The 22,782-nt window shown below is 67.4% G+C and carries 23 protein-coding genes and 1 riboswitch; of the genes, 11 read left to right on the top strand and 12 right to left on the bottom strand.

Annotation, left to right across the window (positions count from 1 at the left end; translation table 11 throughout):
* Positions 1–17 precede the first annotated feature (17 nt).
* The 9 genes from ribD to EOD73_RS03135 form a co-directional block, all read right to left on the bottom strand.
* Positions 18–1,124 (bottom strand): bifunctional diaminohydroxyphosphoribosylaminopyrimidine deaminase/5-amino-6-(5-phosphoribosylamino)uracil reductase RibD, encoded by a 1,107-nt coding sequence (ribD, locus tag EOD73_RS03175; protein ID WP_240660574.1) that lies wholly within the window; start codon positions 1,122–1,124, stop codon positions 18–20.
* 28 nt (positions 1,125–1,152) lie between these two features.
* Positions 1,153–2,262, bottom strand: a complete 1,110-nt coding sequence (locus EOD73_RS03170) for a type IV pilus modification PilV family protein (RefSeq protein WP_127680783.1) — start codon at positions 2,260–2,262, stop codon at positions 1,153–1,155.
* Positions 2,259–3,488 carry a hypothetical protein gene (locus EOD73_RS03165; protein ID WP_127680781.1) on the bottom strand — a complete coding sequence of 410 codons (1,230 nt, stop codon included), beginning with the start codon at positions 3,486–3,488 and terminating at the stop codon, positions 2,259–2,261. Before EOD73_RS03165 ends, EOD73_RS03170 begins: the two co-directional genes overlap by 4 nt.
* A 20-nt stretch (positions 3,489–3,508) precedes the next feature.
* Positions 3,509–4,159 (bottom strand): PilW family protein, encoded by a 651-nt coding sequence (locus EOD73_RS03160; RefSeq protein WP_164845935.1) that lies wholly within the window; start codon positions 4,157–4,159, stop codon positions 3,509–3,511.
* Positions 4,160–4,182: 23 nt separating this feature from the next.
* The gene (locus tag EOD73_RS03155; protein ID WP_127680777.1) at positions 4,183–4,614 is read right to left on the bottom strand and encodes a type IV pilin protein; all 432 of its coding nucleotides are present in this window, start codon (positions 4,612–4,614) and stop codon (positions 4,183–4,185) included.
* Positions 4,611–5,114 carry a pilus assembly FimT family protein gene (locus EOD73_RS03150; protein ID WP_127680775.1) on the bottom strand — a complete coding sequence of 168 codons (504 nt, stop codon included), beginning with the start codon at positions 5,112–5,114 and terminating at the stop codon, positions 4,611–4,613. The genes EOD73_RS03155 and EOD73_RS03150 overlap by 4 nt, the downstream gene beginning before the upstream one ends.
* Before the next feature lie 144 nt (positions 5,115–5,258).
* Positions 5,259–5,702, bottom strand: coding sequence for a transcriptional regulator NrdR (gene nrdR / locus EOD73_RS03145; protein WP_127680773.1), 444 nt, complete (start codon positions 5,700–5,702; stop codon positions 5,259–5,261).
* 14 nt (positions 5,703–5,716) lie between these two features.
* The gene (gene glyA / locus EOD73_RS03140) at positions 5,717–6,967 is read right to left on the bottom strand and encodes a serine hydroxymethyltransferase (RefSeq protein WP_127680771.1); all 1,251 of its coding nucleotides are present in this window, start codon (positions 6,965–6,967) and stop codon (positions 5,717–5,719) included.
* A 52-nt stretch (positions 6,968–7,019) separates the two neighbouring features.
* Positions 7,020–7,132: riboswitch (ZMP/ZTP riboswitch) on the bottom strand.
* An 8-nt stretch (positions 7,133–7,140) separates the two neighbouring features.
* Positions 7,141–7,947 carry a lytic transglycosylase domain-containing protein gene (locus EOD73_RS03135; RefSeq protein WP_240660573.1) on the bottom strand — a complete coding sequence of 269 codons (807 nt, stop codon included), beginning with the start codon at positions 7,945–7,947 and terminating at the stop codon, positions 7,141–7,143.
* A gap of 185 nt (positions 7,948–8,132) precedes the next feature.
* Here EOD73_RS03135 and EOD73_RS03130 point away from each other — a divergent pair, with 185 nt between their 5' ends.
* Positions 8,133–9,701 (top strand): UbiD family decarboxylase, encoded by a 1,569-nt coding sequence (locus EOD73_RS03130; protein WP_127680767.1) that lies wholly within the window; start codon positions 8,133–8,135, stop codon positions 9,699–9,701.
* Positions 9,702–9,905: 204 nt separating this feature from the next.
* Here the strand turns inward: EOD73_RS03130 and EOD73_RS03125 are convergent, their stop codons facing one another.
* Entirely contained in the window at positions 9,906–10,667 is a 762-nt protein-coding gene (locus EOD73_RS03125) for a YdcF family protein (protein WP_127680765.1), read from the bottom strand.
* A gap of 47 nt (positions 10,668–10,714) precedes the next feature.
* On the opposite strand from EOD73_RS03125, the gene msrA reads away from it, so the two are divergent.
* From msrA to EOD73_RS03100, 5 genes are read left to right on the top strand one after another with little or no spacing between them, the layout of a single operon-like run.
* A complete protein-coding gene (gene msrA / locus EOD73_RS03120) occupies positions 10,715–11,287 on the top strand; it encodes a peptide-methionine (S)-S-oxide reductase MsrA (RefSeq protein WP_240660572.1) in 573 nt (190 codons plus the stop codon).
* Complete coding sequence (locus EOD73_RS03115) at positions 11,284–11,970, top strand: ATP-binding cassette domain-containing protein (RefSeq protein WP_240660571.1); 687 nt, start codon at positions 11,284–11,286, stop codon at positions 11,968–11,970. The genes msrA and EOD73_RS03115 overlap by 4 nt, the downstream gene beginning before the upstream one ends.
* On the top strand, positions 11,967–13,172 hold the full coding sequence (locus EOD73_RS03110) for an ABC transporter permease (protein WP_127680763.1): 1,206 nt from the start codon (positions 11,967–11,969) through the stop codon (positions 13,170–13,172). Before EOD73_RS03115 ends, EOD73_RS03110 begins: the two co-directional genes overlap by 4 nt.
* Before the next feature lie 19 nt (positions 13,173–13,191).
* On the top strand, positions 13,192–13,443 hold the full coding sequence (locus EOD73_RS03105) for a hypothetical protein (protein ID WP_127680761.1): 252 nt from the start codon (positions 13,192–13,194) through the stop codon (positions 13,441–13,443).
* A complete protein-coding gene (locus EOD73_RS03100; protein WP_127680759.1) occupies positions 13,433–13,939 on the top strand; it encodes a DUF3299 domain-containing protein in 507 nt (168 codons plus the stop codon). The genes EOD73_RS03105 and EOD73_RS03100 overlap by 11 nt, the downstream gene beginning before the upstream one ends.
* A gap of 7 nt (positions 13,940–13,946) precedes the next feature.
* On the opposite strand, the gene pdxH is transcribed toward EOD73_RS03100, so the two are convergent.
* Complete coding sequence (gene pdxH, locus EOD73_RS03095) at positions 13,947–14,582, bottom strand: pyridoxamine 5'-phosphate oxidase (RefSeq protein ID WP_127680757.1); 636 nt, start codon at positions 14,580–14,582, stop codon at positions 13,947–13,949.
* 130 nt (positions 14,583–14,712) lie between these two features.
* On the opposite strand from pdxH, the gene EOD73_RS03090 reads away from it, so the two are divergent.
* The 5 genes from EOD73_RS03090 (at position 14,713) to EOD73_RS03070 (ending at position 20,326) form a co-directional block, all read left to right on the top strand.
* Positions 14,713–15,306 (top strand): nucleotidyltransferase family protein, encoded by a 594-nt coding sequence (locus EOD73_RS03090; RefSeq protein ID WP_127682388.1) that lies wholly within the window; start codon positions 14,713–14,715, stop codon positions 15,304–15,306.
* Between the two features lie 73 nt (positions 15,307–15,379).
* A complete protein-coding gene (edd, locus tag EOD73_RS03085) occupies positions 15,380–17,197 on the top strand; it encodes a phosphogluconate dehydratase (RefSeq protein WP_127680755.1) in 1,818 nt (605 codons plus the stop codon).
* 22 nt (positions 17,198–17,219) lie between these two features.
* A complete protein-coding gene (eda, locus tag EOD73_RS03080) occupies positions 17,220–17,846 on the top strand; it encodes a bifunctional 4-hydroxy-2-oxoglutarate aldolase/2-dehydro-3-deoxy-phosphogluconate aldolase (protein ID WP_127680753.1) in 627 nt (208 codons plus the stop codon).
* Positions 17,847–17,873: 27 nt separating this feature from the next.
* Positions 17,874–19,169, top strand: a complete 1,296-nt coding sequence (locus tag EOD73_RS03075; RefSeq protein ID WP_127680751.1) for an NAD(P)/FAD-dependent oxidoreductase — start codon at positions 17,874–17,876, stop codon at positions 19,167–19,169.
* A 35-nt stretch (positions 19,170–19,204) separates the two neighbouring features.
* A complete protein-coding gene (locus EOD73_RS03070; RefSeq protein WP_127680749.1) occupies positions 19,205–20,326 on the top strand; it encodes a beta-ketoacyl-ACP synthase III in 1,122 nt (373 codons plus the stop codon).
* Between the two features lie 150 nt (positions 20,327–20,476).
* Here EOD73_RS03070 and EOD73_RS03065 read toward each other — a convergent pair whose 3' ends face one another.
* Positions 20,477–22,738 carry a penicillin-binding protein 1A gene (locus EOD73_RS03065; protein ID WP_127680747.1) on the bottom strand — a complete coding sequence of 754 codons (2,262 nt, stop codon included), beginning with the start codon at positions 22,736–22,738 and terminating at the stop codon, positions 20,477–20,479.
* Positions 22,739–22,782: the final 44 nt, after the last annotated feature.

Raw genomic sequence — 22,782 nt, 5'->3', positions numbered from 1 at the left:
GGATTGTAGGTTGGGGATTACCCGGGGCGTCGCAGTCTCAGTCGCACATCCTCGCCCACGGGGGTGAGGTCCAACCAGCGCCAGCGTTGCGCGTCGCCGAAGGGAAGGGCGCGGGGCACTTGCGCGACGCCACGGCCTTGTCCCAGCAACTTGGGCGCGACGTAGACCAGCAATTCGTCGACCAGGTCGGCACCAAGCCAAGCACCGTTCAGTCGCGTCCCGGCCTCCACGTGGAGTTCGTTGGTGCCCCGCCGGCCCAATTCGTCCAACACCGCCGCCAGGTCGATGCGTCCGTCGGTGCCCAGCGGCGCTTGCCAATGCGCCTGCGTCCCCTTCGTGTCGGGGCCGTGAACGAGCAGGGCGTCACCCGGTGGTTGGAGCACCCGGGCCGTGGCCGGGGTGGAGGCGTGGGTGTCCAAGACCACGCGCAAAGGTTGTCGCGCGCAAGGCCAATCCCGCACGTCCAAACGCGGGTCGTCGGCGAGCACGGTGCCCACGCCGGTGAGCACGGCCCCCGCGCGGCGGCGCCACCACTGGCCATCGCGCCGGGCTTCGGGGCCCGTGATCCATTGGCTGCTGCCGTCGGGGTGGGCCGTGAGCCCGTCCAGGCTTGCGGCCCACTTCAAGCGCACCCAAGGGCGCCCGGTGCGCATGCGATGGCAGAAGCCGACGTTCAGGGCCTCGGCCTCATCGGCCATCAGCCCCAGGTCGATTTGCACGCCAGCCGCGGCCAATCGCGCCAGGCCCTGGCCCGCCACCTGCGGATTGGGGTCTTGGAGGGCCACGATCACGCGGGCGATTCCTGCGCTCAGCAGCGCGTCGCAGCAGGGTGGGGTGCGTCCGTGGTGTGAGCAGGGCTCGAGCGTGACCACGGCCGTGGCGCCACGGGGGTCGATGCCCTGGGCACGGGCCTGCCGCAGCGCCATGACTTCGGCGTGGGCGTCGCCGGCGGCCTGGGTGTGGCCCGCGGACAAAAAGCCGCCTTGTGGGTTCAGCAGCACGCAGCCCACGCGCGGATTGGGGTCAGAACGGCCGATGGCCTGCTCGGCCCAACGCAGGGCCAGTTGCATGGCCTCACGGGGCGCGAGGACGGTGCCGAGGGGAGGGCTCAAGACGGACGACATGCCGCCAGTCTAGGCAGGTGCGATTGGCTCAGGGTTGGTGCTGCTCGGTGGCGGTATGGCGCAAGGCGTCGCCGGCCCCCACCACGCCCCTGGGGCAGGGCAGGGCATGGGGCACGAGCAGGAAGTGCTGATGGCGAAGCGACGCTTGCACCCGTCGGTACGAGGCGGGGTGCTCGTCGTTGTCGATCTCGCCATTGCCGTTGCGGTCGCCGGTGTGCCGACAGACGCGAAAACCCCCGTCTCCGAAGGGCAGTCCGGTCAGATCGGTGCGCCCGCTCCAGTAAGCCGAAGGGTCCTGGAGACTGGGGCTGCGCAGCAGCACAGCGCATTGGTAGTCGACGACCGTGCGTTTCCGCTGGACGGTGCAGACCGGCGGGCTCAAATGGGGCTCGCTCGTGAGGTGCAGCTGAACGCCCAGATCGGGGACCTCGTCGTCGGCCTCGTCGGCGGATCCGGCTCGGGACAGTCGCACGTGTCCACTGACGAGAACGCTCGGCTGCGACTGTGGCGTGCACAGGGCGGCATCGGCTTGGGCGAGGCGGGCCAGGTCGGGTTCGCCTGACGATTCGCAGGTGTGCGTGACACGGCCGCTGTGGGATTCGATCAACCAGCCCCACCGGGCCGTGGCGCTGGCCCGCAGCCACAGCCGCTGGGGGCTCAAGCGCTGCGCTTGCGGGGGGATGCCTGCGTGCCCTGTGGGGCTCGCCCATTGCGGTGATCCCCCCAGAGGCCCTTCCACCAAGGCGGCCCATAGGCTGGGGCCACCGGCACTGAGCACGTGCTGCAGGACCGCTTGCTCGGGGCCCGAGCGGCCGTCCCACCGCACTTCGGCCTGAAGCGCCCACCCTGAGGTCCCGATGGCGCTGACCGACCTGCGCACGTCAAAACGGGCGCCCTCGCGTTCGACGGTGGTGTGCTGGGGACTTGGCGGACCGGTGTCGTTCAGCGCCCAGTCCGCTTGCGCGTCGTCCAGGGTTTGCTGGGCCAGCTGGAGGGCCACCAATCCTTGGCGAACCTCGTCGGCATGGCCGCGCAGCCGGGCTTGCAGTCCCAAGGCTGCGAGCATCCCGACCGCCATGACCACCAGCGCGATCAGGGCCTCCACCAAGGACGTGCCACGGACGGGTGAACGGTTCATGGTGCGGCTCCCAAACTCCCGGGCACCCGCACGAAGCTGCCGACCTGGTGCTGCAGCAAGCGCAGGAGCTTGGCCTGATGAACGATTTGGACGCTGGCGTCACCGCGCACCCCACCGCCGACCACCACACCGCCATCGAAGCGCGCTTGGCCCGTTCCTCCCGACAGGCGGGCCTCCCCGCCCACCAGCAAGGCGCCCCGCCAGCGCGATGGCGCCGACCAATCCAGATCCCCGCCCACCAACAGGGCCAGCGGTCGCTCAGGCTCGCCCCATTGGACCTCGCGGTCCACGCGCAGGGACCCGTCAACCCAAACGAAGCGCGCCCCCTGGTTGAACACGGCCGCCACGCTGCTGGCATCGCAGCGTGCTTCGCATCGCAGCACCCTCAGGGCGGGGTGCCGCGTCCAAGCGTCGAGGGACATGCCGACAAGGCGTCGCAGGAGTTCTTGCGGCCGCAGTTGCGCCAACTCGGTGTCGTGCGACAAAACTTGCTCTCCCGACCGTGCGCCGTTGGGGCCAATCAGCGCACCATCGCTGCCAGCCAGCCGGCCACCGCTGCGCAGCGCGACACCGCCGGTTGCGGCGTCGGTATTGACCACCGCCATGCCGTCGCCCAGGTCCACCGCGCCACCTGCCACCAGGGCTGCGCTCGGGACTTGACGCAGCGCCGGCAGCAAGGCCACTTGCATGCGACGCTGGCTGCCCCGGCCCTGGGCAGCGTCGGCGGTGGGCGCTGGCGCCGCGCATCCGGCGCTGGCCTCGGCGCAGCCGTGCGCCGCAAGCCACAGCTGGCCCGGCTGGCTTGGCACGGGCTGCAAGGCAACCCGCACCGAGCTGCTTGGGGTGGCCTCGGCAGCACGACCCACCGGGGCCTGGTCGCCGGCACACCGGCAGCGCCAATCGTCCGTCGGGCCGCGGTCGCACAACAGCACCGTGGCGTCTTGAGCGTCGCGGCGGCTCACCAAGTGCCCAGAATCGAGGGGGCGGATCCAGCGGTCCATGGCCGATCGGTGGCCACTCGGAGTGGCTTGGCATTCATCGTCCACGCTGTCGCCGTTCATCAAGGTCAGCGCCCGCTCCAAGCCTTGCTCTGCCGCCACCTGGGCGCGACGGTCGTCACCGACCAGGCGGGCGACGCGAAGCTCTGTCAACAGGTGTCGATTGGCAAAGGCACCTGCCAGGGCCGTGACGAAAAAGAGTGCGATCACGACGAACAGGGTGCTCATGCCATGGTGATGAGGGCTTCTCATGGTCGACAGCTCCCGCTCAAGGTGTCGGCTGGGAGGCGATAGCGCCACGTCCAGCGCTGCTGAACACCCGCGTCTTGGCTGGCTTCCGCGTCCAGGCTCACGCGCAGCGATCGGGTGAGCAGGCGAGGTGGGCAGTCGCCCCAGCCATCGCAGGATTGCGGGCACAGGGCCTCTAACGACCGTTCGACGCGTTCAATCTGAACTTCGAAGCGGCGGATGGCCACCGTGCTGGGATCGTTCAGGGGCTGAAAGCGGCCACCGTCGGTGCGGAACTCCAGCGTGCTTCCCCGAAGCCTGAACGCTTTGAGATCGGCGTCGTCCAGCCGGTCATCCTCCGGCACGGCTGGGTCGGTGGCCGACTGGCTGGCGGCGAAGCGCAGCGTTTGCGTGCCCGCGTCAAAGTCCACGTCGGCGAACGGATTCGGCCTTCCCTTGCCCCGGTCTGCCGCCCACACCCCATGATCGGGTTGGCCCCAGGCCCCGGCGGCGCCCAACTCGCGGCGCATGAGGGCGGCGATGGCCCGCATTTCCTGTTGAACCTGGAGCTCCAAGTGGAGCCCCTTTTGCGCTTGCAGTTGTGTGGCCATCAGGCCACTCGCGCCAGCGACCAGGAAGAGTCCGACGGCCAGACCGACCAACAACTCCACCAAAGTCATGCCCAACGCGCGGGTCATGACACGAAGCACCGTCGGGTGCTGTCCTGGCCTTGGCGGTCGTAGGACGCACGCTGCAGCACGCCTCGTTGGACCGTGACGCGCAGGCGTTGGCAACGGAGGTCGCCGGTCTGTGACGAGCCCGGCGAGGGCCAGGCTTCGAGCACGTAGCCTTCGGCATCGGCGGTGCTGACGCGAACTCGGTAGTGCTGGGCTGGCGAGTGCGGCGGCTGCCCGAGAGCGTCCAGGTCATCGGCGAACGTGGTGTTCCGACTGCGATGCCGCTCCTGCGCCAGGGCCAAGCGCGCCAGTGCGTCCCAGGCATCGGCACGCCGTGCCAACTGAACCTGTTCGGCGTACGAGGGGTAGCCCATGGCCGCCAGCAGGGCGACCAACGCAGCCCCCACCAAGGTTTCGATCAGGCTGAAGCCTCGGGTTCGCGCCCTCACCGCAGCACCTCGCTGCGGATGCGGCCCGTGATGGCGACCGTGTGCTGGTGCCCCGTGCCCGAGCTGTCGCGCACGGTCACCGAGCCGGTGGGCGTCACCGTCATCGTGCCGGGGTTCAAGGTCATCCGGGCGACGTTCGCTTGCAAGCGAACACCGCGTTCCGCCGGCAGCCACTCGGTCGCGATCAGCTGCGCGCCATCGGTGCAGTCGGGCAGGCCTTGTGGCGTCAGGGTGCAGGCATCTCGGTTCCCCTGGTGCAAGGTGTAACCCGTGCCCGTGCTGTGCTCAAAGAAGCGCAGGTGGAGGGATGCTCCGTTGCCGATGGATTGCATCCGGGCCTGGTGAAAGTGGGCCACGAATTGGCTGGATTGCCCCTGCGCGCGGTGGCGTTGCATCAGCGCGCTGCTGGCGGGCACCGCGACCGCGGTCAGCAGGCTGGCGATCGACAGGCAAACCAAGCCCTCGATCACGGTGAATCCACGGGAGGGGGTGGCGTTCATGAGGGGCCTCCAGAAGCACGTGACGGAATGCACGCACTCTAGAAATCGGCGCCTCGCTTGTCGCGACCCCCAAAAGGGGGAAACCGCCTCGCCCATCCCCCCCAAAAAGCGAGGGGCCCGTGGGCCCCTTTCGTGGTGGATCGCTCAGATGTCCTTGATCAGTTTTCGGAACTCGTCGATGTCTTCAAAGCTTCGGTACACCGACGCAAAGCGAACGTAGGCGACTTTGTCGATCTTTCGCAGTTCACGCATCACCAACTCACCGATACGGCTGCTCGGCACTTCCCGGTCGTTCTGCGCCAGGATCTGTTCCTGGATGCGCTCCAGGGCTGCATCGACCTGCTCGGTGCTCACGGGGCGCTTGCGCAGCGCCAACATCATGGAGGCGCGGGGTTTGGTCATGTCGAACTCGCTGCGGGCCCCGTCCTTCTTGATCACCATGGGCAGGGCGATCTCGGCCCGCTCGTAGGTGGTGAAGCGCCGGTCGCAACCCAGGCAGCGCCGCCGCCGCCGCACCACGTCGCCTTCGTCGGATTCGCGGGTTTCCGCGACCTGCGTTTCGGCGTGAGAGCAGAAGGGGCAGCGCATGCTGGGTCGTTTCGTCAGCCGTAGACCGGGAAGGCCTGGGTGAGGGTCGCCACCTGGGCTCGGACGCGAGCGATCACAGCCTCGTCGCGGGGGGCGTCCAACACGTCGGCGATCAGGTCGGCGGTCAGGCGCGTCTCGGCTTCCTTGAAGCCGCGGGTGGTCAGCGCTGGCGTGCCAAGGCGGATGCCGCTCGTGACCATCGGTTTTTCCGGGTCGTTCGGGATCGAGTTCTTGTTGCAGGTCATGTGCGCACTGCCCAACACCGCCTCGGCGTCCTTGCCGGTGATGCCTTTGGGACGCAGGTCCACCAGCATGACGTGGCTCTGCGTGCCGCCGCTGATGATGCGCAAGCCGCGCTCGGTCAGGCGCGTGGCCAGCACTTGCGCGTTGGCCACCACCTGCTGCTGGTAGGCCTTGAACTCTGGCGTCAGGGCCTCCTTGAAGGCCACGGCCTTGCCCGCGATGACGTGCATCAACGGACCGCCTTGCAAGCCAGGGAACACGGCGCTGTTGATCTTCTTGGCGATGGTTTCGTCGTTGCAAACGATGACGCCACCCCGCGGACCACGAAGGCTCTTGTGCGTGGTGCTGGTGCACACGTCGGCATAGGGCACCGGGCTCGGGTACACCCCAGCCGCGATCAAGCCGGCGTAGTGGGCCATGTCGACCATCAAGTAGGCGCCGACGGCCTTGGCCACCTTGGCAAAACGCTCGAAGTCGATGTGCAGGCTGTAAGCCGAAGCGCCCGCGATGATCATCTTGGGCTTGTGCTCGTGGGCCAAGCGCTCCATGGCGTCGTAGTCGATCGCCTCTTGAGCATTCAGGCCATAGCTGACGACCTTGAACCACTTGCCGCTCATGTTCAGCGACATGCCGTGCGTCAAGTGGCCGCCTTCGGCCAAGCTCATGCCCAAGATGGTGTCACCGGGTTGCAGCAAGGCCAAAAACACGGCTTGGTTGGCTTGAGAGCCGCTGTTGGGCTGCACGTTGGCGAAGTTCGCTCCGAACAGTTGCTTCAAGCGGTCGATCGCCAATTGCTCGGCCACGTCCACGTATTCACACCCGCCGTAGTAGCGCTTGCCGGGGTAGCCCTCGGCGTACTTGTTGGTCAACTGACTGCCTTGCGCCTGCATCACCGCGCGCGAGGTGTAGTTTTCGCTGGCGATCAGCTCAATGTGGTCTTCTTGGCGCCGAGTTTCCGCCGCGATCGCGGCGAACAACTCGGGGTCCGACTCGGGCAAGGCCAAGGGGGAGAGGGTGCTCATACAAGGGCTCCGGTACTGGATGAGCCCGCGCCGCCACCGTCGAGCATGCGACGCAGGTGGCCCAGGCGAACGACTCAAGGCGGCCACAGGGCGTGACCGGCCGCGCTTCCCGGTGGTGGTCCACCTCGGGGCTTCAGCCCCTCATCGCCAGTCGCGCAGCGGCGGCAGTGTACTCAGGGTTTCCAGAGAGCGACGTGGTCGGCGGCCTCCGATGCACTCGGGGCAGGGGCCACGGCTTCGCGCAGGGCGGTGGGCGCCGAAGGCGCGGCCATGGGCGGTCGCTTGCCCGCCAGCACCGCCTTCAGTTGGTCGGCTTCGAAGAGGACCTTGGCCGCGTAGCCACCGTCGTCGGCCATGTTGGCCGCCCCCACGTAGTAGCGCAGCCCCTCGGCCACACCGCCCGCGCGCTGGATGCATTCGCGCAGCACCTGCACCCCAACCCGCAAGTTGGTGACCGGGTCCAAGGCCGCTCGCTGACCCCCGAAGGCTTCGTACTTGTCGTCGTGCACGTGCGTCATGACCTGCATCAGGCCCTGCGCGCCAACGGGGCTCTGCGCAAATGGGTTGAAGCCCGACTCCACGGCCATCACCGCCAGCACCAAAGTGGGCTCCACCCGTGCCAAACGCCCCGCTTCCCAGGCTTCCAAGACCAAGCGGTTCATGGCTTCGGGGGCCACCTTGTACTTGCGCGAGAGCCATTGGGCCACTTGGCGCTGTTGGGCGCTGAGCGTTTCGGCTTCGGCGAAGGTGGCCCGTGTCACGGCGTCCGGATCGCTGGCCAACGCCAAGCTGTCGCCTTCTCGCTCCGCGCGGGCGCTTGCCCGCTCCGCCAGCCACGCGAAGGCTTGGTGCTCAACGCGTTCCCGCCATTGCGGCTGGCTGGTGAAGGCCACCAACAGGCTCAACAACAACAGGCCCAGCAAGGCCAAGGTGTTGTGGCTGACGAGAAGCAGGCCTTGGCCCACGTCTTTGGCAAACACAGAGAATCCGCTGCCCAGTTGGCGCAGCTTGGTTCGGAGTGAGTGGGTCGGACGCATGAACTTCCAGAAGTGGCGGGATGGCGGTTGAGCCCGGGTAAACCCGATGCTGTTCGGCCGGCGCGGATTCTGCAAAGCTCGTCATAACCGGTCAAGGTTATTGGTTAATACTAAAAGAACTATTGGTTATGAAGTACACGGACCTGCGGGACTTTCTGGCGGCTCTGGAGCGCGACGGTGAACTCCGTCGCGTGACGGATCCAGTGGCCACGCGCCTGGAAATGACCGCCCTTAGCGATCGGGTGCTGCGTGCGCAAGGACCGGCCTTGTGGTTCGCCAACCCGCAACCCGGCGATCGACCCGTGCTGGCGAACCTGTTCGGGACAGTGGGGCGAGTGGCCCGCGGCATGGGGGCCACCGACTTGGCGTCGCTGCGCCAGGTGGGGCACGTGCTGGCCGCCCTCAAAGAGCCGGAGCCGCCCAAGGGTCTCAAGGACGCAGGGCGGCTTTTCGAGCTGGTGAAATCGGTGTGGCAGATGCGACCGAGCGTTGACCGCCGGCCACCGTGCCAGGAAGAGATCCTGGAAGGCCAGGAGGTTGACCTGAGCCGCTGGCCCATCCAGCATTGCTGGCCGGACGATGCGGGCCCCCTGTTGACCTGGGGCTTGGTGGTCACACGAGGGCCGCAATCGGTGCCGGCGCCCAGGACGCGCCAGAACTTGGGCATTTACCGGCAGCAGTTGATCGGTCCTCGTCGACTGATCATGCGCTGGCTGGCCCACCGCGGCGGCGCGCTGGATTTCCGGGCGTTCCGCCTTGCGAATCCCGGACAAGCCTTTCCGATGGCCGTGGCGCTGGGCGCCGATCCGGCCACCACCCTGGGGGCCGTCACACCGGTGCCGGATTCGCTCAGCGAGTACCAGTTCGCCGGCCTGCTGCGTGGCGGACGAACCGAGGTGGCGGACACCTCGGTCGGTGAGGCGGGCTTGATGCTTCAGGTGCCAGCGACGGCGGAAATGGTGCTGGAGGGGCACATCCCGCCGGCGCCCGCCGGGTTCGTGGGCGAGAGTGAGATGGGGGTGCCGCTCAAGGAAGTGGATGGGTACCTGCACGCCTTGGAGGGACCTTTCGGAGACCACACCGGCTACTACAACGAGCAGGAGTGGTTCCCGGTGTTTGAAGTGGCCCGAGTGACCCAGCGGCATGGCGCGTTCTACCACTCGACCTACACGGGGAAGCCACCGGACGAACCGGCGGTGCTGGGCATGGCGCTGAACGAGGTCTTTGTGCCGTTGCTGCAAAAGCAATACCCCGAGATCGTGGACTTCTACTTGCCGCCGGAAGGGTGCAGCTACCGCATGGCGGTGATCAGCATCCGAAAGGCGTACGCCGGGCATGCCAAGCGCTTGATGTTCGGTCTGTGGAGCTTCCTGCGTCAGTTCATGTACACCAAGTTCATCGTCGTGGTGGACGAGGACGTGAACATCCGCGACTGGCAGGACGTGATTTGGGCCATCACGACCCGGGTGGACCCGGTGCGCGACACGGTGCTCGTGGACCAAACGCCCATCGACTACCTGGATTTCGCATCCCCCGTGAGCGGTTTGGGCGGAAAGATGGGTCTGGACGCAACGAGCAAGTGGGCGGGCGAAACGCAGCGCGAGTGGGGGCGGGTCATCGCAATGCCGGCCCACGTGCAGTCCAAGGCGGATGCCCTGTTTGAGCAGCTGTTCAGAGGTCAAGAGGGCAAGTCCTAGTCCGTTGCGCTTGAAGCTGGACGCGACGTCGCCTAACTTTCAAAGGCCTCCACGGAGGTCTACCCCGATGGCGCAATCTTTGCGCGCCAGGAGCCCTCGGACGATTGGCCCGAGAGCCCCACCGGTGGCTCGCCACCAGCCCCCGCCCCGTTGTTCTGATGGGGCGGGGTTGCTATTTGGGGCCCAAGAAGCCTGCGTGGTGCCCTACTTGCCCGCCACGTACCCGGCCACCTCGTACAACAGGTACCGCCCTCTTTGAACGCCGGTCACGCTGGGCAAGTAGTTCTCGAGCAACTTGGGGGCCTGGAGATCCCGCCCAACGGGGGCCGCCAAAAACTCGATCTCTGGATTCGCCTCTCGGAAGGCACGCAGGGCCCGCGGCATGTGCAGAGCGTGGGTGACCAACACCACCCGCCGCGCCCCGTGGGTTTGCAGCAATGCGGCACTCAACTGGGCGTTGCCCCGGGTGTCGACCGAACGGTCTTCGGCCCAGGCCAGGGGGCGACCCAACTCGGAAAGGGCCACTTGGGCGGCGAGTTCGGCTTCTGTCGGCTGGTCGGCCGCGGCAGTCAGGGCACGGCCCCCGGTGAAAGCCAGCGGCAACTCAAGCCGTCGGGCCCACCAGGCGCCGCGTCGCAGGCGCTCGGCGCTCTCGAGCCGGAGGTCGTAGCCGCCGTCGGCATGGGCGCCGCGGGCCAAGCCGCCCCCCAAGACCAAGACCACGGTGTGGCGGTCGCCATGCAATCGGTCCAAGCTTTGGCGGATTTCTGCGCTGGGCGGCACCCGAGACCAAGCCCAACCCAGGGGCTCCACCACCGCATCGGCGCTCAAGGCCCACGCGGCGGCCAGTGCCAGCCCCACGAGCCATCGACCGCCACGCCAGCGGCGAAGCACCAAAAAGCCCGCCACCGCCACGATCAGAGGCCCGGCCGGCGGCAGCATCAAAAGGACAAACAACTCGCGCATCGCGGGTCATCTTCGCACCCATGGCCGGCGCTGCCGATGGCGACGCTATGCTCCCGGGCACTATGGAAGTCCGTGCCCCGTCCCCACCGCCATCGACCGAAACGATCACCCTGGGCGGGGGCTGCTTCTGGTGCCTGGAAGCGGTGTTCCTTCGGGTTCGCGGCGTGCTGGCGGTGGAAAGCGGTTACTGCAACGGTCACGCACCAAACCCGAACTACGAGCAGGTTTGTTCAGGGCACAGCGGCCACGTTGAAGTGGTTCAGGTGGAATTCGACCCGCGGGCGCTCGACCTGTCACAGTTGCTGCGCGTGTTTTTCGCGGTTCACGACCCGACGACCCTGAACCGCCAGGGCAACGACGTCGGCAGCCAGTACCGCAGCGGCATCTACACCCACACCGCTGCCCAAGAAGAGGTGGCACGCGAAGTGTTGGCCGAGGCCCAGGCGGCCTGGGGCGGGCGGGTGGTGACGGAGTTGTTGCCCCGATCGAACTACACCCCGGCCGAGGCTTACCACCAGCGCTACTTTGAGAACCACCCGGATGCGGGCTATTGCGCGTTCGTGGTGGCGCCCAAGGTGGACAAGTTCCAGCGGACCTTCCAGTCGTTGTTGAAGCCGTGACCCATCCCGAGTCGTCGGAGGCCACGATCGCTTGGCAAGGGCTTTCCCTGACCTACCGCGACGGCCCTCAACTCGCATTTCCCGACCTGACGCTGGCGGTGGGCGAGCACCTGCTGCTGCGGGGTGCCTCTGGGGCCGGCAAGAGCAGCTTGTTGGCCCTGCTGGCGGGGTTGCGACGCCCGTCGGCTGGGCGGGTCTGGCTGGCCGGTCGCGAATTGGGGGCCATGTCCACTTCGCAGCGGGATGCCTGGCGCGGACAAGTGATGGGGCTCATGCCCCAGCGACTGCACCTCTGTGACGGCCTGAGCTTGCGCTTGAACCTGGCTTTGCCTTTTGTGGCGGCGGGCCAGCGCGCACCGGTTGAGCGAATCCAACACATGGCCGATCGCTTGGGCATCGGCGAGTTGCTCGATCGCGTGCCCGAGCAACTCAGCGGGGGGCAGTTACAACGGGCAGCCCTGGCAAGGGCACTGGTTCGGGCGCCGAAGCTGCTTCTTTTGGACGAGCCCACCAGCAGCTTGGACGACGACGCCACGGCCCGCTTGTTGGCCTTGGTGAGTGAAATCGTGCAGGAACATGGGGTGGGTCTCTTGGTGGCCACCCACGATGCACGCGTGGTCGACCACCTGGGAACGCAAATGGGCTCGCGACTTCGGACACTCACCCTGGGGGCGCGCTCATGAGGCTCTGGGGCCTGGCTTGGCGCTTCTTGGCGGCGCGTCCCGCCGCTGCCGGCTTGAGCGTGCTGCTGCTGGCCTTGGGCTGGGCAGCGGTGGCGTTTGTCGTGTTGGTCAGTGAGCAGGTGGACCGACGCGTCCAGCGCGACTTGGCCGGGATCGACTTGGTCGTCGGGGCCAAGGGCAGCCCCATGCAGATCATGCTGTCGGGGGTTTTCCACCTGGACGTGCCAACGGGGAACATCCCCCTGTCCACCATCGAAACCCTTCGGCAGCAGCCCCTGGTGGCCCAGGTATGGCCCCTGAGTTTGGGTGACAGCGTCAAGGGTTGGCGCATCGTAGGCAGCGAGCCTTCGTACTTGGATTTGTACGGTGCTCGCTTGGCCGCTGGGCGGCCTTGGCAAGCACCGCTCGAGGCGGTACTGGGGGCCGAGGTGGCACGTGCCACAGGCCTGAAGGTGGGCGACCGTTTTGCGGGAAGCCACGGCCTTGGCGAGGGTGGGCATGCCCATGACAGCCATCCGTACATCGTGGTGGGCGTGCTGGCGCCCACCGGCAGCGCACTCGATCGCTTGGCCCTGACAGATCTGGCGTCGGTGTGGCTGGTGCACGAAGACATGCACGCCCTGGACGACAGCGATCGCGCCGAGATGGTCGAGGCCCGCGAAGTGACGCTGGCCTTGGTGCGCTACCGCAGCCCCTTGGCCGCGGCCATGCTGCCCCGCTGGATCAATGCGCAAGACGGTTTGCAGGCGGCCTCGCCTGCGCTGGAGAGCGCACGCCTGCTGCGCATGGTGGGCGCTGGGCGCGAAGTGCTGCAAGGGTTTGGGGCGCTGCTTTTGCTCAGCAGCCTGTTGTCCTTGTTCATCACACAGTTGAACCTGGTGCGCGAACGCCAGGGCGATTTGGCCCTCATGCGCCTGATGGGGGCCGCCCCTTGGCGTTTGGCCGTGATGGTGGCCGCACAGGCGGTGATGGTCGTTACCGCTTCCCTGGCATTGGGCTTGGCAGCCGCCCATGGCGCCCTCGCGCTGCTGGCCCATTGGTTGGCGGGGCGGCAGGCGCTACCCTTGGATCCAGGCTTCTGGAGCCCCACCGAGTGGTGGTTCTGGCCGGTGGGGGTGGCTCTGGCCCTCGTCGCTGCAGCCGGCCCGGCTTGGCGGGCGATGCGCACCGATGTCACTCAGTTGTTGCAAGCGCCGCGTTGACGGCATTGAAGGATCGACGATGAAACACGCACTGCGGGCCTTCGGGGCTGCATTGGTCTTGGGGCTGGTGGCCCCTACGTGGGCGCAGCCCAAACTGGACGAGCATGTCAAGGAAGACATCGCACGCCACCGGGCGATGGCCCAAGCCCACGAAGAGGCTGCGCGCTGCCTGGAATCGGGCAAGCCGGAGGCCGAGTGCTTGAAGGCCTTGCAGGCCCGCTGCAAAGGCCTCGGCATTGGCAAGTACTGCGGGATGAAGCATGCGCACTAAGCCCTGGTGGGCCTTGGCCCTGGCCTTGGTTGTGGTCACCGCAGGCGCCCAAACGCGCACGAACGGGGCGGCCTCGCCCTTTGGCCAGGGACCCGGCTACCACGACCCCCGGAGCCCGTTCAAACCGTTGGAGGAGAAGGCGGGTGTGCTGTCTTGGAGCCTGCTGTCTTCGGTGACCACCAAGGTCGAGAAGAAGAAACTGGTGCCCCAGTTCCCCACCGAGATCGCGGCCCTGCACCAGCAGAAGGTCAAGATCCAGGGTTTCATGATGCCGCTGGAGCCTGGCGATCGTCAGAAGCACTTCCTGCTGTCGAGCGTGCCCACCAGTTGCAATTTCTGCGTGCCTGCCGGCCCCGAGGGCCTTGTGGAAGTTCGCAGCTTGACCCCGGTGCGCTACACCTTGGAGCCGGTGCTTGTCGAAGGCGTGTTGGCGGTGCTGAAGGACGACCCTTACGGTCTGTTTTACCGGGTGGTCGAGGCGCAACCGGTCCCCTGAGCACAAGTCAGGGGGCGAGTCGCTCTCGCACCCACTGACCGTCGATCCAGCGGTAGCGCAACCGATCGTGCAAGCGGCTGGGTCGTCCTGCCCAGAACTCCCAGGCGTTTGGCACCAAGCGAAAGCCGCCCCAGTGGGGCGGACGGGCCGGGTTCAACCCGTGTTGTGCGGCGGCTTTGGCGGCGTTGGCCACCAGCACCGCCCGGTTGGCAATGACCTGGCTCTGGGGGCTGGCCCAAGCGCCCAAGCGACTGTCCAGCGGGCGGCTGGCGTAGTAGGCGTCACTCTCGGCGGCGCTCACCCGCTCGACCTTGCCTTCGATGCGAACCACACGCTCCAGGCTGACCCAATGGAACTGGAGCGCCGCATGCGGGTTCTGCGCCAACTCCTGGGCTTTGCGGCTTTCGTAGTTGGTGTACCAAACCAATCCCCGTTCGTCCACGTCCTTGACCAGCACGATTCGCGTGCTGGGCTGACCGTCGGGGCCCACGGTGGCCAAGGTCATGGCGTTGGGTTCGGGGACCTTGGCGGCCAAGGCCTCGTCGAACCATTGGCGGAATTGCTGCAGGGGCAACGATTCGGCCGCGCTCTCTTCCAACTCGCCGCGGTCGTAGGTTTTTCGCATGTCAGAAAGCCAATTCATGCGGGTGTCTCCGAAGAAGGTTTTTCCGTAATGGAAGGCCCCATTGGTCCAGGGCGGGCACGGGCGCATTCTGCGGTGCAACAAGACCGGAGGAGACCGGTCGTCGGGCGAGGAGGCGTTCGTGGTCAGCATGCATCCCGTGGTCATCGTGTTGGCAGCCGGCCAAGGGTCGCGCTTTGCTGGCACGGGCCACAAGCTCGAGCAGTCCCTTGGGGGCAGCACGGTGCTGGGGCGCACGCTGGCCGCTGCATTGGCTACGCAACTAAGGGTCATCGTCGTGTGCACGCCGGCACTGGCACCGCTGGTGCGTCGCAGCGTGGCCGCCCGTGACACGGTCGTGTTGCCTGAGGATGGGCCCCATGGCATGGGGCGGTCGATCGCGGCCGGCGTGACGGCCGCTGCCTCGGCGCCGGGTTGGTTGATCTTGCCGGGCGACATGCCCCTGGTGCAGCCAGCGTCCATCCGGGCCGTGGCCGCCAGCTTGTCGCAGGATCCGGTGGTGTTCGCGCAGTACCGGGGGCAGCGCGGCCATCCGGTGGGGTTTTCCTCTGAGTTGTATTCGGAACTGATTGCCTTGCAAGGCGACGAGGGCGCTCGGCGTTTGCTGATGCGCTTCGCGGCTCAACCGGTGGTGGTCGACGACCCCGGCGTGTTGATGGACATCGACACGGCTTCGGACTTGGACCGAGCGCGCGCCCAAAGCAGCCCCACGCCGACCACCTAAAGCCCCGCAGGGGCTGGCGGCCCGCCGGTCGATGTAATACAGTTACTTAACTTTTGAGTAGCGAGTTACATCCATGTCTCAGCCCGTCGCCTTGCATCCCGTGCTGGAGCGCGTTACCGCGCGAATCGTGGAGCGCAGTCGGGCCACGCGGACTGCCTATTTGGCGCAGATCGATCGCCTGTCGCAGCGGCAGCGGGGCAGCGACCGCATGGGCTGCGCCAACGTGGCACATGCCTTTGCCGCGATGCCCGCCCATGACAAGCTGAAGATCGTCGCCGAGCGTGTGCCGCACTTGGGCGTGGTCACCGCTTACAACGACATGTTGAGCGCCCACCAGCCCTACGAGTCCTACCCGGCGCAGATCCGCGCCGCGGCCGCCCGCTGCGGGGCGACGGTTCAGGTGGCGGGTGGGGTTCCCGCCATGTGCGACGGGGTGACCCAAGGGCTGCCCGGCATGGAGTTGAGCCTTTTCAGCCGCGACACCATCGCGATGGGCACGGCCGTGGCACTGACCCACGACGTCTTTGATGCCGCGTTGATGCTGGGCATTTGCGACAAGATCGTGCCCGGCCTCCTGATCGGGGCGCTGCACTTCGGCCACCTGCCGACCCTGTTCGTGCCGGCCGGCCCCATGAGTTCGGGCCTGTCCAACAGCGACAAGGCCAAGGTGCGCGAGTTGTACGCACAAGGCAAGGTGGGTCGGGAAGAGCTGCTCAAGGCCGAGGAGGCGGCGTACCACGGCGCCGGCACCTGCACGTTCTATGGCACGGCCAACAGCAACCAAATGCTCTTGGAGGCGATGGGCTTGCACGTGCCCGGCGCCGCTTTCGTGCACCCCCACGCGGGATTGCGCCAAGCTCTGACCGACGAAGCGGTTCGCCTGCTGCTGAGTGCGCGAGACAAGCCGATCGGCAAGTTGGTGGACGAGCGCTGCATCGTCAACGCCATGGCGGCCCTGCTGGCCACCGGTGGCAGCACCAACCACCTGATCCATTGGGTGGCCGTGGCCCGCGCCGCCGGCGTCCTGATCGACTGGACCGACTTCAGCGAGTTGTCCGGCGTCGTGCCCTTGTTGGCCCGTGTGTACCCCAATGGCACGGCCGACGTGAACCAGTTCCAGGCCGCCGGCGGACCTGGCTTTGTGATCCGCGAGTTGTTGGACGCCGGATTGATGCACGAGGTGCCGGCCATGGCGGCCGGCGGCCTGCGCGCCCACACCCAAGAGCCGTGGATGGAAGGCGGGAAGTTGGTTTGGCGTGAGCTGCCGAAGTCGCCGGTGGACGCGAGCATCGTCCGCACCGCCGCCGAGCCCTTCAGTCCCACCGGGGGCCTGCGATTGCTGGCGGGCAACCTGGGGCGCGCGGTGATCAAGGTGTCCGCCGTGCCGGAGGATCGCCATGTGATCGAAGCCCCAGCCCGGGTTTTCACCTCGCAGGAGGCCATGCAAGCCGCCTTCAAGGCAGGCGAGCTCGACCGCGATGTGGTGGTGGTCGTTCGCTTCCAAGGCCCCAAGGCCAATGGCATGCCCGAGTTGCACAAGCTGACGCCCCCCTTGGCCGTGTTGCAGGGCAAGGGCTTCAAGGTCGCGCTGGTGACCGATGGCCGCATGAGTGGCGCCTCCGGCAAGGTGCCGGCCGCCATCCATGTCAGCCCCGAGGCCCTGGCTGGCGGGCCCTTGGCCAAAGTCCGCGACGGTGACCTGATCCGCCTGGATGCGGTGGCCGGGACGCTGACGGCCCTGGTGGACACCACCGACTGGGCTTCGCGCCCGAGCGCTCAGATTGAAGAAGCCCAAGCGGCCGACAACGCGCACGGCCTGGGTCGCGAATTGTTCGGTGGCATGCGCCGCCTCGTTTCCGCCGCCGAAGAAGGCGCCATCACCTGGCTGTGAACCCCCGACATCCCCGAAACCCATGAGCACCCTCGACTCCCTGGCCAGCCATGGCCCCGTGATCCCTGTCATCGTCATTGAACGCCTGCAAGACGCCGTGCCTTTGGCCCAGGCCCTCGTCGCTGGGGGCGTCAAGGTCCTGGAAGTGACCCTGCGCACCCCGGTGGCCCTGGCCGCGATGGAAGCGATTGCCAAGGCCGTGCCCGAGGCCGTGCTCGGCGCGGGCACCCTGCGCACCGCCGCGGATGCGGTGGCCGCCAAGAACGCCGGCTGCGTGTTCGGTGTCAGCCCAGGCTTCACCGAGCGCCTGAGTGCCGCTTGCCAGGACGTGGCGCTGCCCCTGTTGCCCGGCGTGTCCAGCGCCAGCGAGGTCATGCGGGCCAACGACGCCGGTCACCGGTTTCTGAAGTTGTTCCCGGCCACGGCCGTGGGTGGCGTGGCCATGCTCAAGGGCCTGGCAGGCCCGTTCCCCGACGTGGCGTTTTGCCCCACGGGCGGCATTTCGCTCAAGACGGCACCGGAGTTTTTGAGCCTGCCCAACGTGCGCGTGTGCGGCGGCTCCTGGCTCACGCCGCCGGATGCCATCGCCGCAGGCGATTGGGCGCGCATCACGCAGTTGGCCCGCGAGGCCCAAGCCCTGCGGGCTTGACCTTGGCCTGACGTAGGCTGCGGCCCCATGCCGCTGCCCGACAACACGTACTACCAAGCCACCGCCCCCCAAGCCGACCTGCCAGCCTTGGTGGGCGATCGGCACGCCGAAGTCGCTGTGCTGGGCGCGGGTTTGGCCGGTCTGGCCGTGGCCTGTGGTCTGCAAGACCGGGGCATCGCCCAGGTGGCGGTGCTGGAGGCCCACGCGGTGGGCCATGGCGCCAGCGGGCGCAATGGGGGCTTCGTGTTCGGCGGCTACAGCCGCGATCCGGCCCGATTGCTGGCCGATTGGGGCCCCGAGACCGCCCGCACCCTGTACGGTCTGACGCGCGACGCCGTCGCGCTGATTCGGCAACGCATCGAGCGTTTCGACATCGACTGCGATCGCGTCGAAGGCGGCGCTTGGTGGGTCGATTGGTTCGACACCGCCCGCTCGCGCCGGGCGATGGCTGGACAAGCCCGGCTCATGGCCCAGCACTTCGGCGTGCAATGGGACGCCATCGGCCCCGATGAAGTGCGCGAGGGCCTTGCCACCCAGCGCTACGGCGGCGCCCTGGTCGAGCGCGACGCCTTCCACTTCCACCCCCTGCGCTACGCCCAGGGCCTGGCCCGCGCCGTGACAGGGCAGGGCGGGGCGGTGCACCCGCACAGCCCAGTGCTGCGCGTCGAGCGCTTGGGCAACGAATGGCGGCTGCACACCCCGCAAGGGCGGTTGTGCGCGCCGCAGTTGGTGGTCGCGGGCGGTGGTTACCTGCAACGCGTGCTGCCGCGCTTGGAGCGCGCCCGCTTGCCCATCGCCACCTACGTGCTGGTCACCGAGCCGCTGGCCGACCACCCCGTGCGCACCCCGGCGGCGGTGTACGACAACCGCTTCGCCTTCGACTACTACCGCCGTCCGCCCGACGGCCGTTTGCTGTGGGGCGGGCGCATCTCCATCCTGGAGCGCCACCCTGAGCGCATCGCACAGTTGCTGAAGGCCGACTTGCTCAAGGTCTACCCGCAACTGGCTTCTGCCCGCATCGACTTCGCGTGGGGCGGCCTGATGAGTTACGCCGCCCACCAGATGCCGCAACTGGGCCGCCTGAGCGACGGCCTGTGGTTTGCCCAAGCCTTCGGCGGCCACGGCGTGGCCCCCACCACGGTGGCGGGCGAGCTTTTGGCCGAGGCCATGGCCTGCGGCGGCGCGGTGGACGCCACGTGGGCGCGTTACGGCCTGGTGCCCGTGTTCGGCCGCCTGGGTCTGTTGGGTGCCCAGGCCCAGTACAGCTGGGCCGAGCTGAAGGACGCGATCCATGAGGCCCTGGGAGGGCCCTCACTACACTGAGGCCCCAACAAGAACACCCCCGAGGAGCCTGCGCCATGCGCGACGTCGTCATCACCGGCACCGGCCTGTACCAGCCCCCGCACCAGATCAGCAACGCCGAGTTGGTCGAGGCCTTCAACGCCTACGTCGACCGCTTCAATGCCGAGCACGCCGCGGACATCGCCGCGGGCCGCCAGGAGGCCCTGTCCCACAGCAGTGTCGAGTTCATCGAGAAGGCCTCTGGCATCAAGAACCGCTATGTGATGGACAAGGCCGGCGTGCTGGACCCGATGCGCATGTACCCGCGCATCCCGGCTCGCGCCGACGACCAGTGGAGCGTGATGGCCGAGATGGCCGTGGATGCCGCCAAAAAGGCCTGCGAGCAAGCCGGCCGTGCCGCCAGCGACATCGACGCCGTGTACTGCGCCGCCGCCAACATGCAACGTGCCTACCCCGCGATGGCCTGCGAAATCCAGGCCGCACTGGGGGCCAAGGGCTACGGCTTTGACATGAACGTGGCCTGTTCCAGTGCCACCTTTGCCATCGAGCAGGCCGTCAATGCCGTTCGCTGCGGGTCGGCCCAGTGCGCGTTGGTGGTCAACCCCGAAATCACCAGCGCCCACCTGGAATGGCGCGACCGCGACTGCCACTTCATCTTCGGCGACGTGTGCACGGCCATCTTGATCGAGCCGGCAGAGTCCGCTGTGTCGACCGAGCGCTGGACGGTGCTGGGCACCCAATTGGCCACCCAGTACAGCAACAACATCCGCAACAACTTCGGCTTCATGAACCGTTGCGAAGACAGCAACTGGACCGAGCGCGACAAGACCTTTCGCCAAGAGGGGCGCAAGGTGTTCAAGGAGGTCGTGCCCCTGGCCGCTGCCCACATCGAGGCGCACCTGGGCAAATTGGGCTTTGCGCCCCAGGCGGTCGGCCGTTTCTGGTTGCACCAAGCCAACCAGGGCATGAACCAGTTCGTGATCAAGAAGTTGGTGGGCGCCGACGCCGGCAGTGCCGTGGCCCCGATCATCTTGGACGAGTGGGCCAACACCGCCTCGGCCGGTTCCATCATCGCCTTCCACGAGCACCGGGCCGATTTGAAGTCGGGCGATTTGGGCGTGATCTGTTCGTTTGGGGCGGGTTACTCCATCGGCAGCGTCATCGTTCGCAAGCAGTGAGCGTTCGCACGGCGGGGGCAGCCATTGCGTTTCGCGCCGCCGCTTGAATCGCAGTGAGGGGCATCGGGGCCTTCACGGAGGTGTAAGGCAAGTCCGACCCCGCCTCAACACCGTCTAGGCGTGGCCCGGCAGCTGGCGCCGGGCAGCCCTTCAGGGCGGCGCAGAGGCAGGCTCCGTCTCTGGGGCACTGGCGGCTTCTGCCGGCGCAGGGCCGATGCGTTTCAGGGCTTGTTCGCCCGAAAACTCTTCGTAGAACCAATGCGCGCCGTCTTGCACGAGGCCCTCTAGCGGGGGCTCCAGCGGTGCCAGCGGCACGCCCTTCAAGGCCGCGGCCATGGTCGCTGCCCAAACGGGGAGGGCCAATCCGCCGCCCGTTTCCCGCTCGCCCAGCGACCGTGGGTTGGGGTAGCCGATCCACACGGCGCCGGCACGAGATTTGTGGAAGCCCACGAACCAAGCGTCCATGGCGTCGTTGGTGGTGCCCGTCTTGCCGTACAGGTCCCAGCGGTTCAGCAGGCCCGAGGCCCGCGCGCCTGTGCCCTCCCGCATCACGGCCGACAACAATTGCGCGGTCATGAACGCGTTGCGCTCGCTGATGGCCTGCTTGGGCTCGCCAGGCGTTGCTTGCCAGAGCACCTGCCCTTGGGCGTCGGTCACGCGTTCGATCAGTTGCACCGGTGGCACCTTGCCGCCGGCGGCGAAGGCACTGTAAGCCTGGGCCATTTGCAGGGGGGTGACCGAGCCGGACCCCAAGGCCAGGGTCAGGTTCTGCGGCTGCTTCGCTTGCTCCAGGCCGAACTGCCCCACCCAGGCCCGCACCCGGGGCACTCCCAAATCTTGGAGCAAGCGGATGGTGACCATGTTCTTCGAGCGGGCCAGCGCCTGGCGCAGGGTCAGGCTGCTTTCGTACTTGCCGTCGTAGTTCTTGGGCGCCCAGTCGCCAATCTCGATGGGTTCGTCGCTGACCTCGGTGCCTTCCCAGGCGCCTTCTTCGATCGCCGCGGAGTACACGAAGGGCTTGAACGAGGAGCCGGGCTGCCGGTAGGCCTGGGTGGCGTTGTTGAACTGGGCGCGCGCGAAGTCGAAGCCGCCGACCAAGGCACGCACAGCCCCGGTTTGAGGGTCCAGGGTCACCACGGCGCCTTCGGCCTCTGGTGCTTGGCTGACGGCCCAGTCCTTGCCCACCGCCAACAGGCGCACCACCGACCCGCGCTGCACGCGCCGCTTGGCATCGGGTGGAGACCCCAGCAAAGGGCGCAGCGCAGCGCCCGCCAGCTGGACCTTCGTCCCATCGCTCAGCACCAGCTCGGCTTGGCCCTTGTCAAGCCGCAGCACCACGGCGGCGCGCAGTTCCCCCAGGTCGGGGTGCCGGGCAAAGGCGGCGTCAAGGCCTTCCTCGTCGGGCTCGGCGCCCCCGCCCACATCGAACTGGCCCTCGGCACCACGAAAGGCCTGCCGTCGCTCCAGGTCGAACAAGGCACGGCGAAGGGCTTGCTGTGCCGCCGTTTGCTCGGCCGCCAGCAGGGTGGTGGTGACTTGCAGGCCTCGGGCATACGCATCCTCACCGAAACGGGCCACGACCTCGGCCCGAACCATTTCCGCCGCATGGTCGGCGATGCTGGACAAACGCTTGGGGCGCTTGATGATCAAGGGCGCGGCCTTTGCTGCTGTGGCTTGGGCGGGGGTGATCAAGCCGACCACGGCCAAGCGGTCGAGCACCACGGCTTGGCGCCGCTTGGCCCGCTCCAAGTGGGTGACTGGGTTCAAACGCACCGGGTCTTTGGGCAGGCCGACCAGGAGCGCCATCTCGGCGGTGTTGAGCTGGCCCAGCTCCTTGCCGAAGTAGCGCTCGGCCGCTGCTGCGAAGCCGTAGGCCCGGTTCCCCATGAAGATCTGGTTCATGTAGATCTCCAGGATTTGCGCCTTGCTGAGCTCCCGCTCCATCTTGACCGCCAACAAGGCCTCGATCGCCTTGCGCGTCCACTTCTGTTCCTTGGTCAGGTAGGTGTCGCGCGCCAGTTGTTGTGTGATCGTCGACGCCCCGTGCTTGGGGCCGCTGTGGGTCAAGTTGCGCCACAAGGCCCGCACGATGCCGCTGTAGTCCAAGCCGGCGTGGTGCCAGAAGTCGGTGTCTTCCACGGCCAACAGCGCGTCTTGCAAAGGCTTCGGGATCTCCGCCAAGGGCACGAAGCGGCGCCGCTCGGTGCCGAACTCTCCGATCAGCACACCGTCGGCCGTCGTGATGCGCAGCGGTTCCTTGGGCTGGTAGTCGGTCAGGCGGTCCAAGGCGGGCAATTGCTGCCATAGAGCGGCGGCCACCAGGCCCCCGGTCAATGCCAGCACCAGGGGCAGTGCCACCAGGCCCCACAGCAACAGGCGACGGTGCCGGGCCAAGAAGGGGAGTGGGTTCAAGTCAAGGCTTTCATGGGGGCGCCGTCAGGGCCGGACGCGGGGCC

It is taken from the genome of Inhella crocodyli, from assembly GCF_004004565.1.
GTDB lineage: Bacteria > Pseudomonadota > Gammaproteobacteria > Burkholderiales > Burkholderiaceae_C > Inhella > Inhella crocodyli.
The sequence above is the reverse complement of the archived record's forward strand: the minus strand, read 5'-3'. Positions and strand labels throughout refer to the sequence as shown.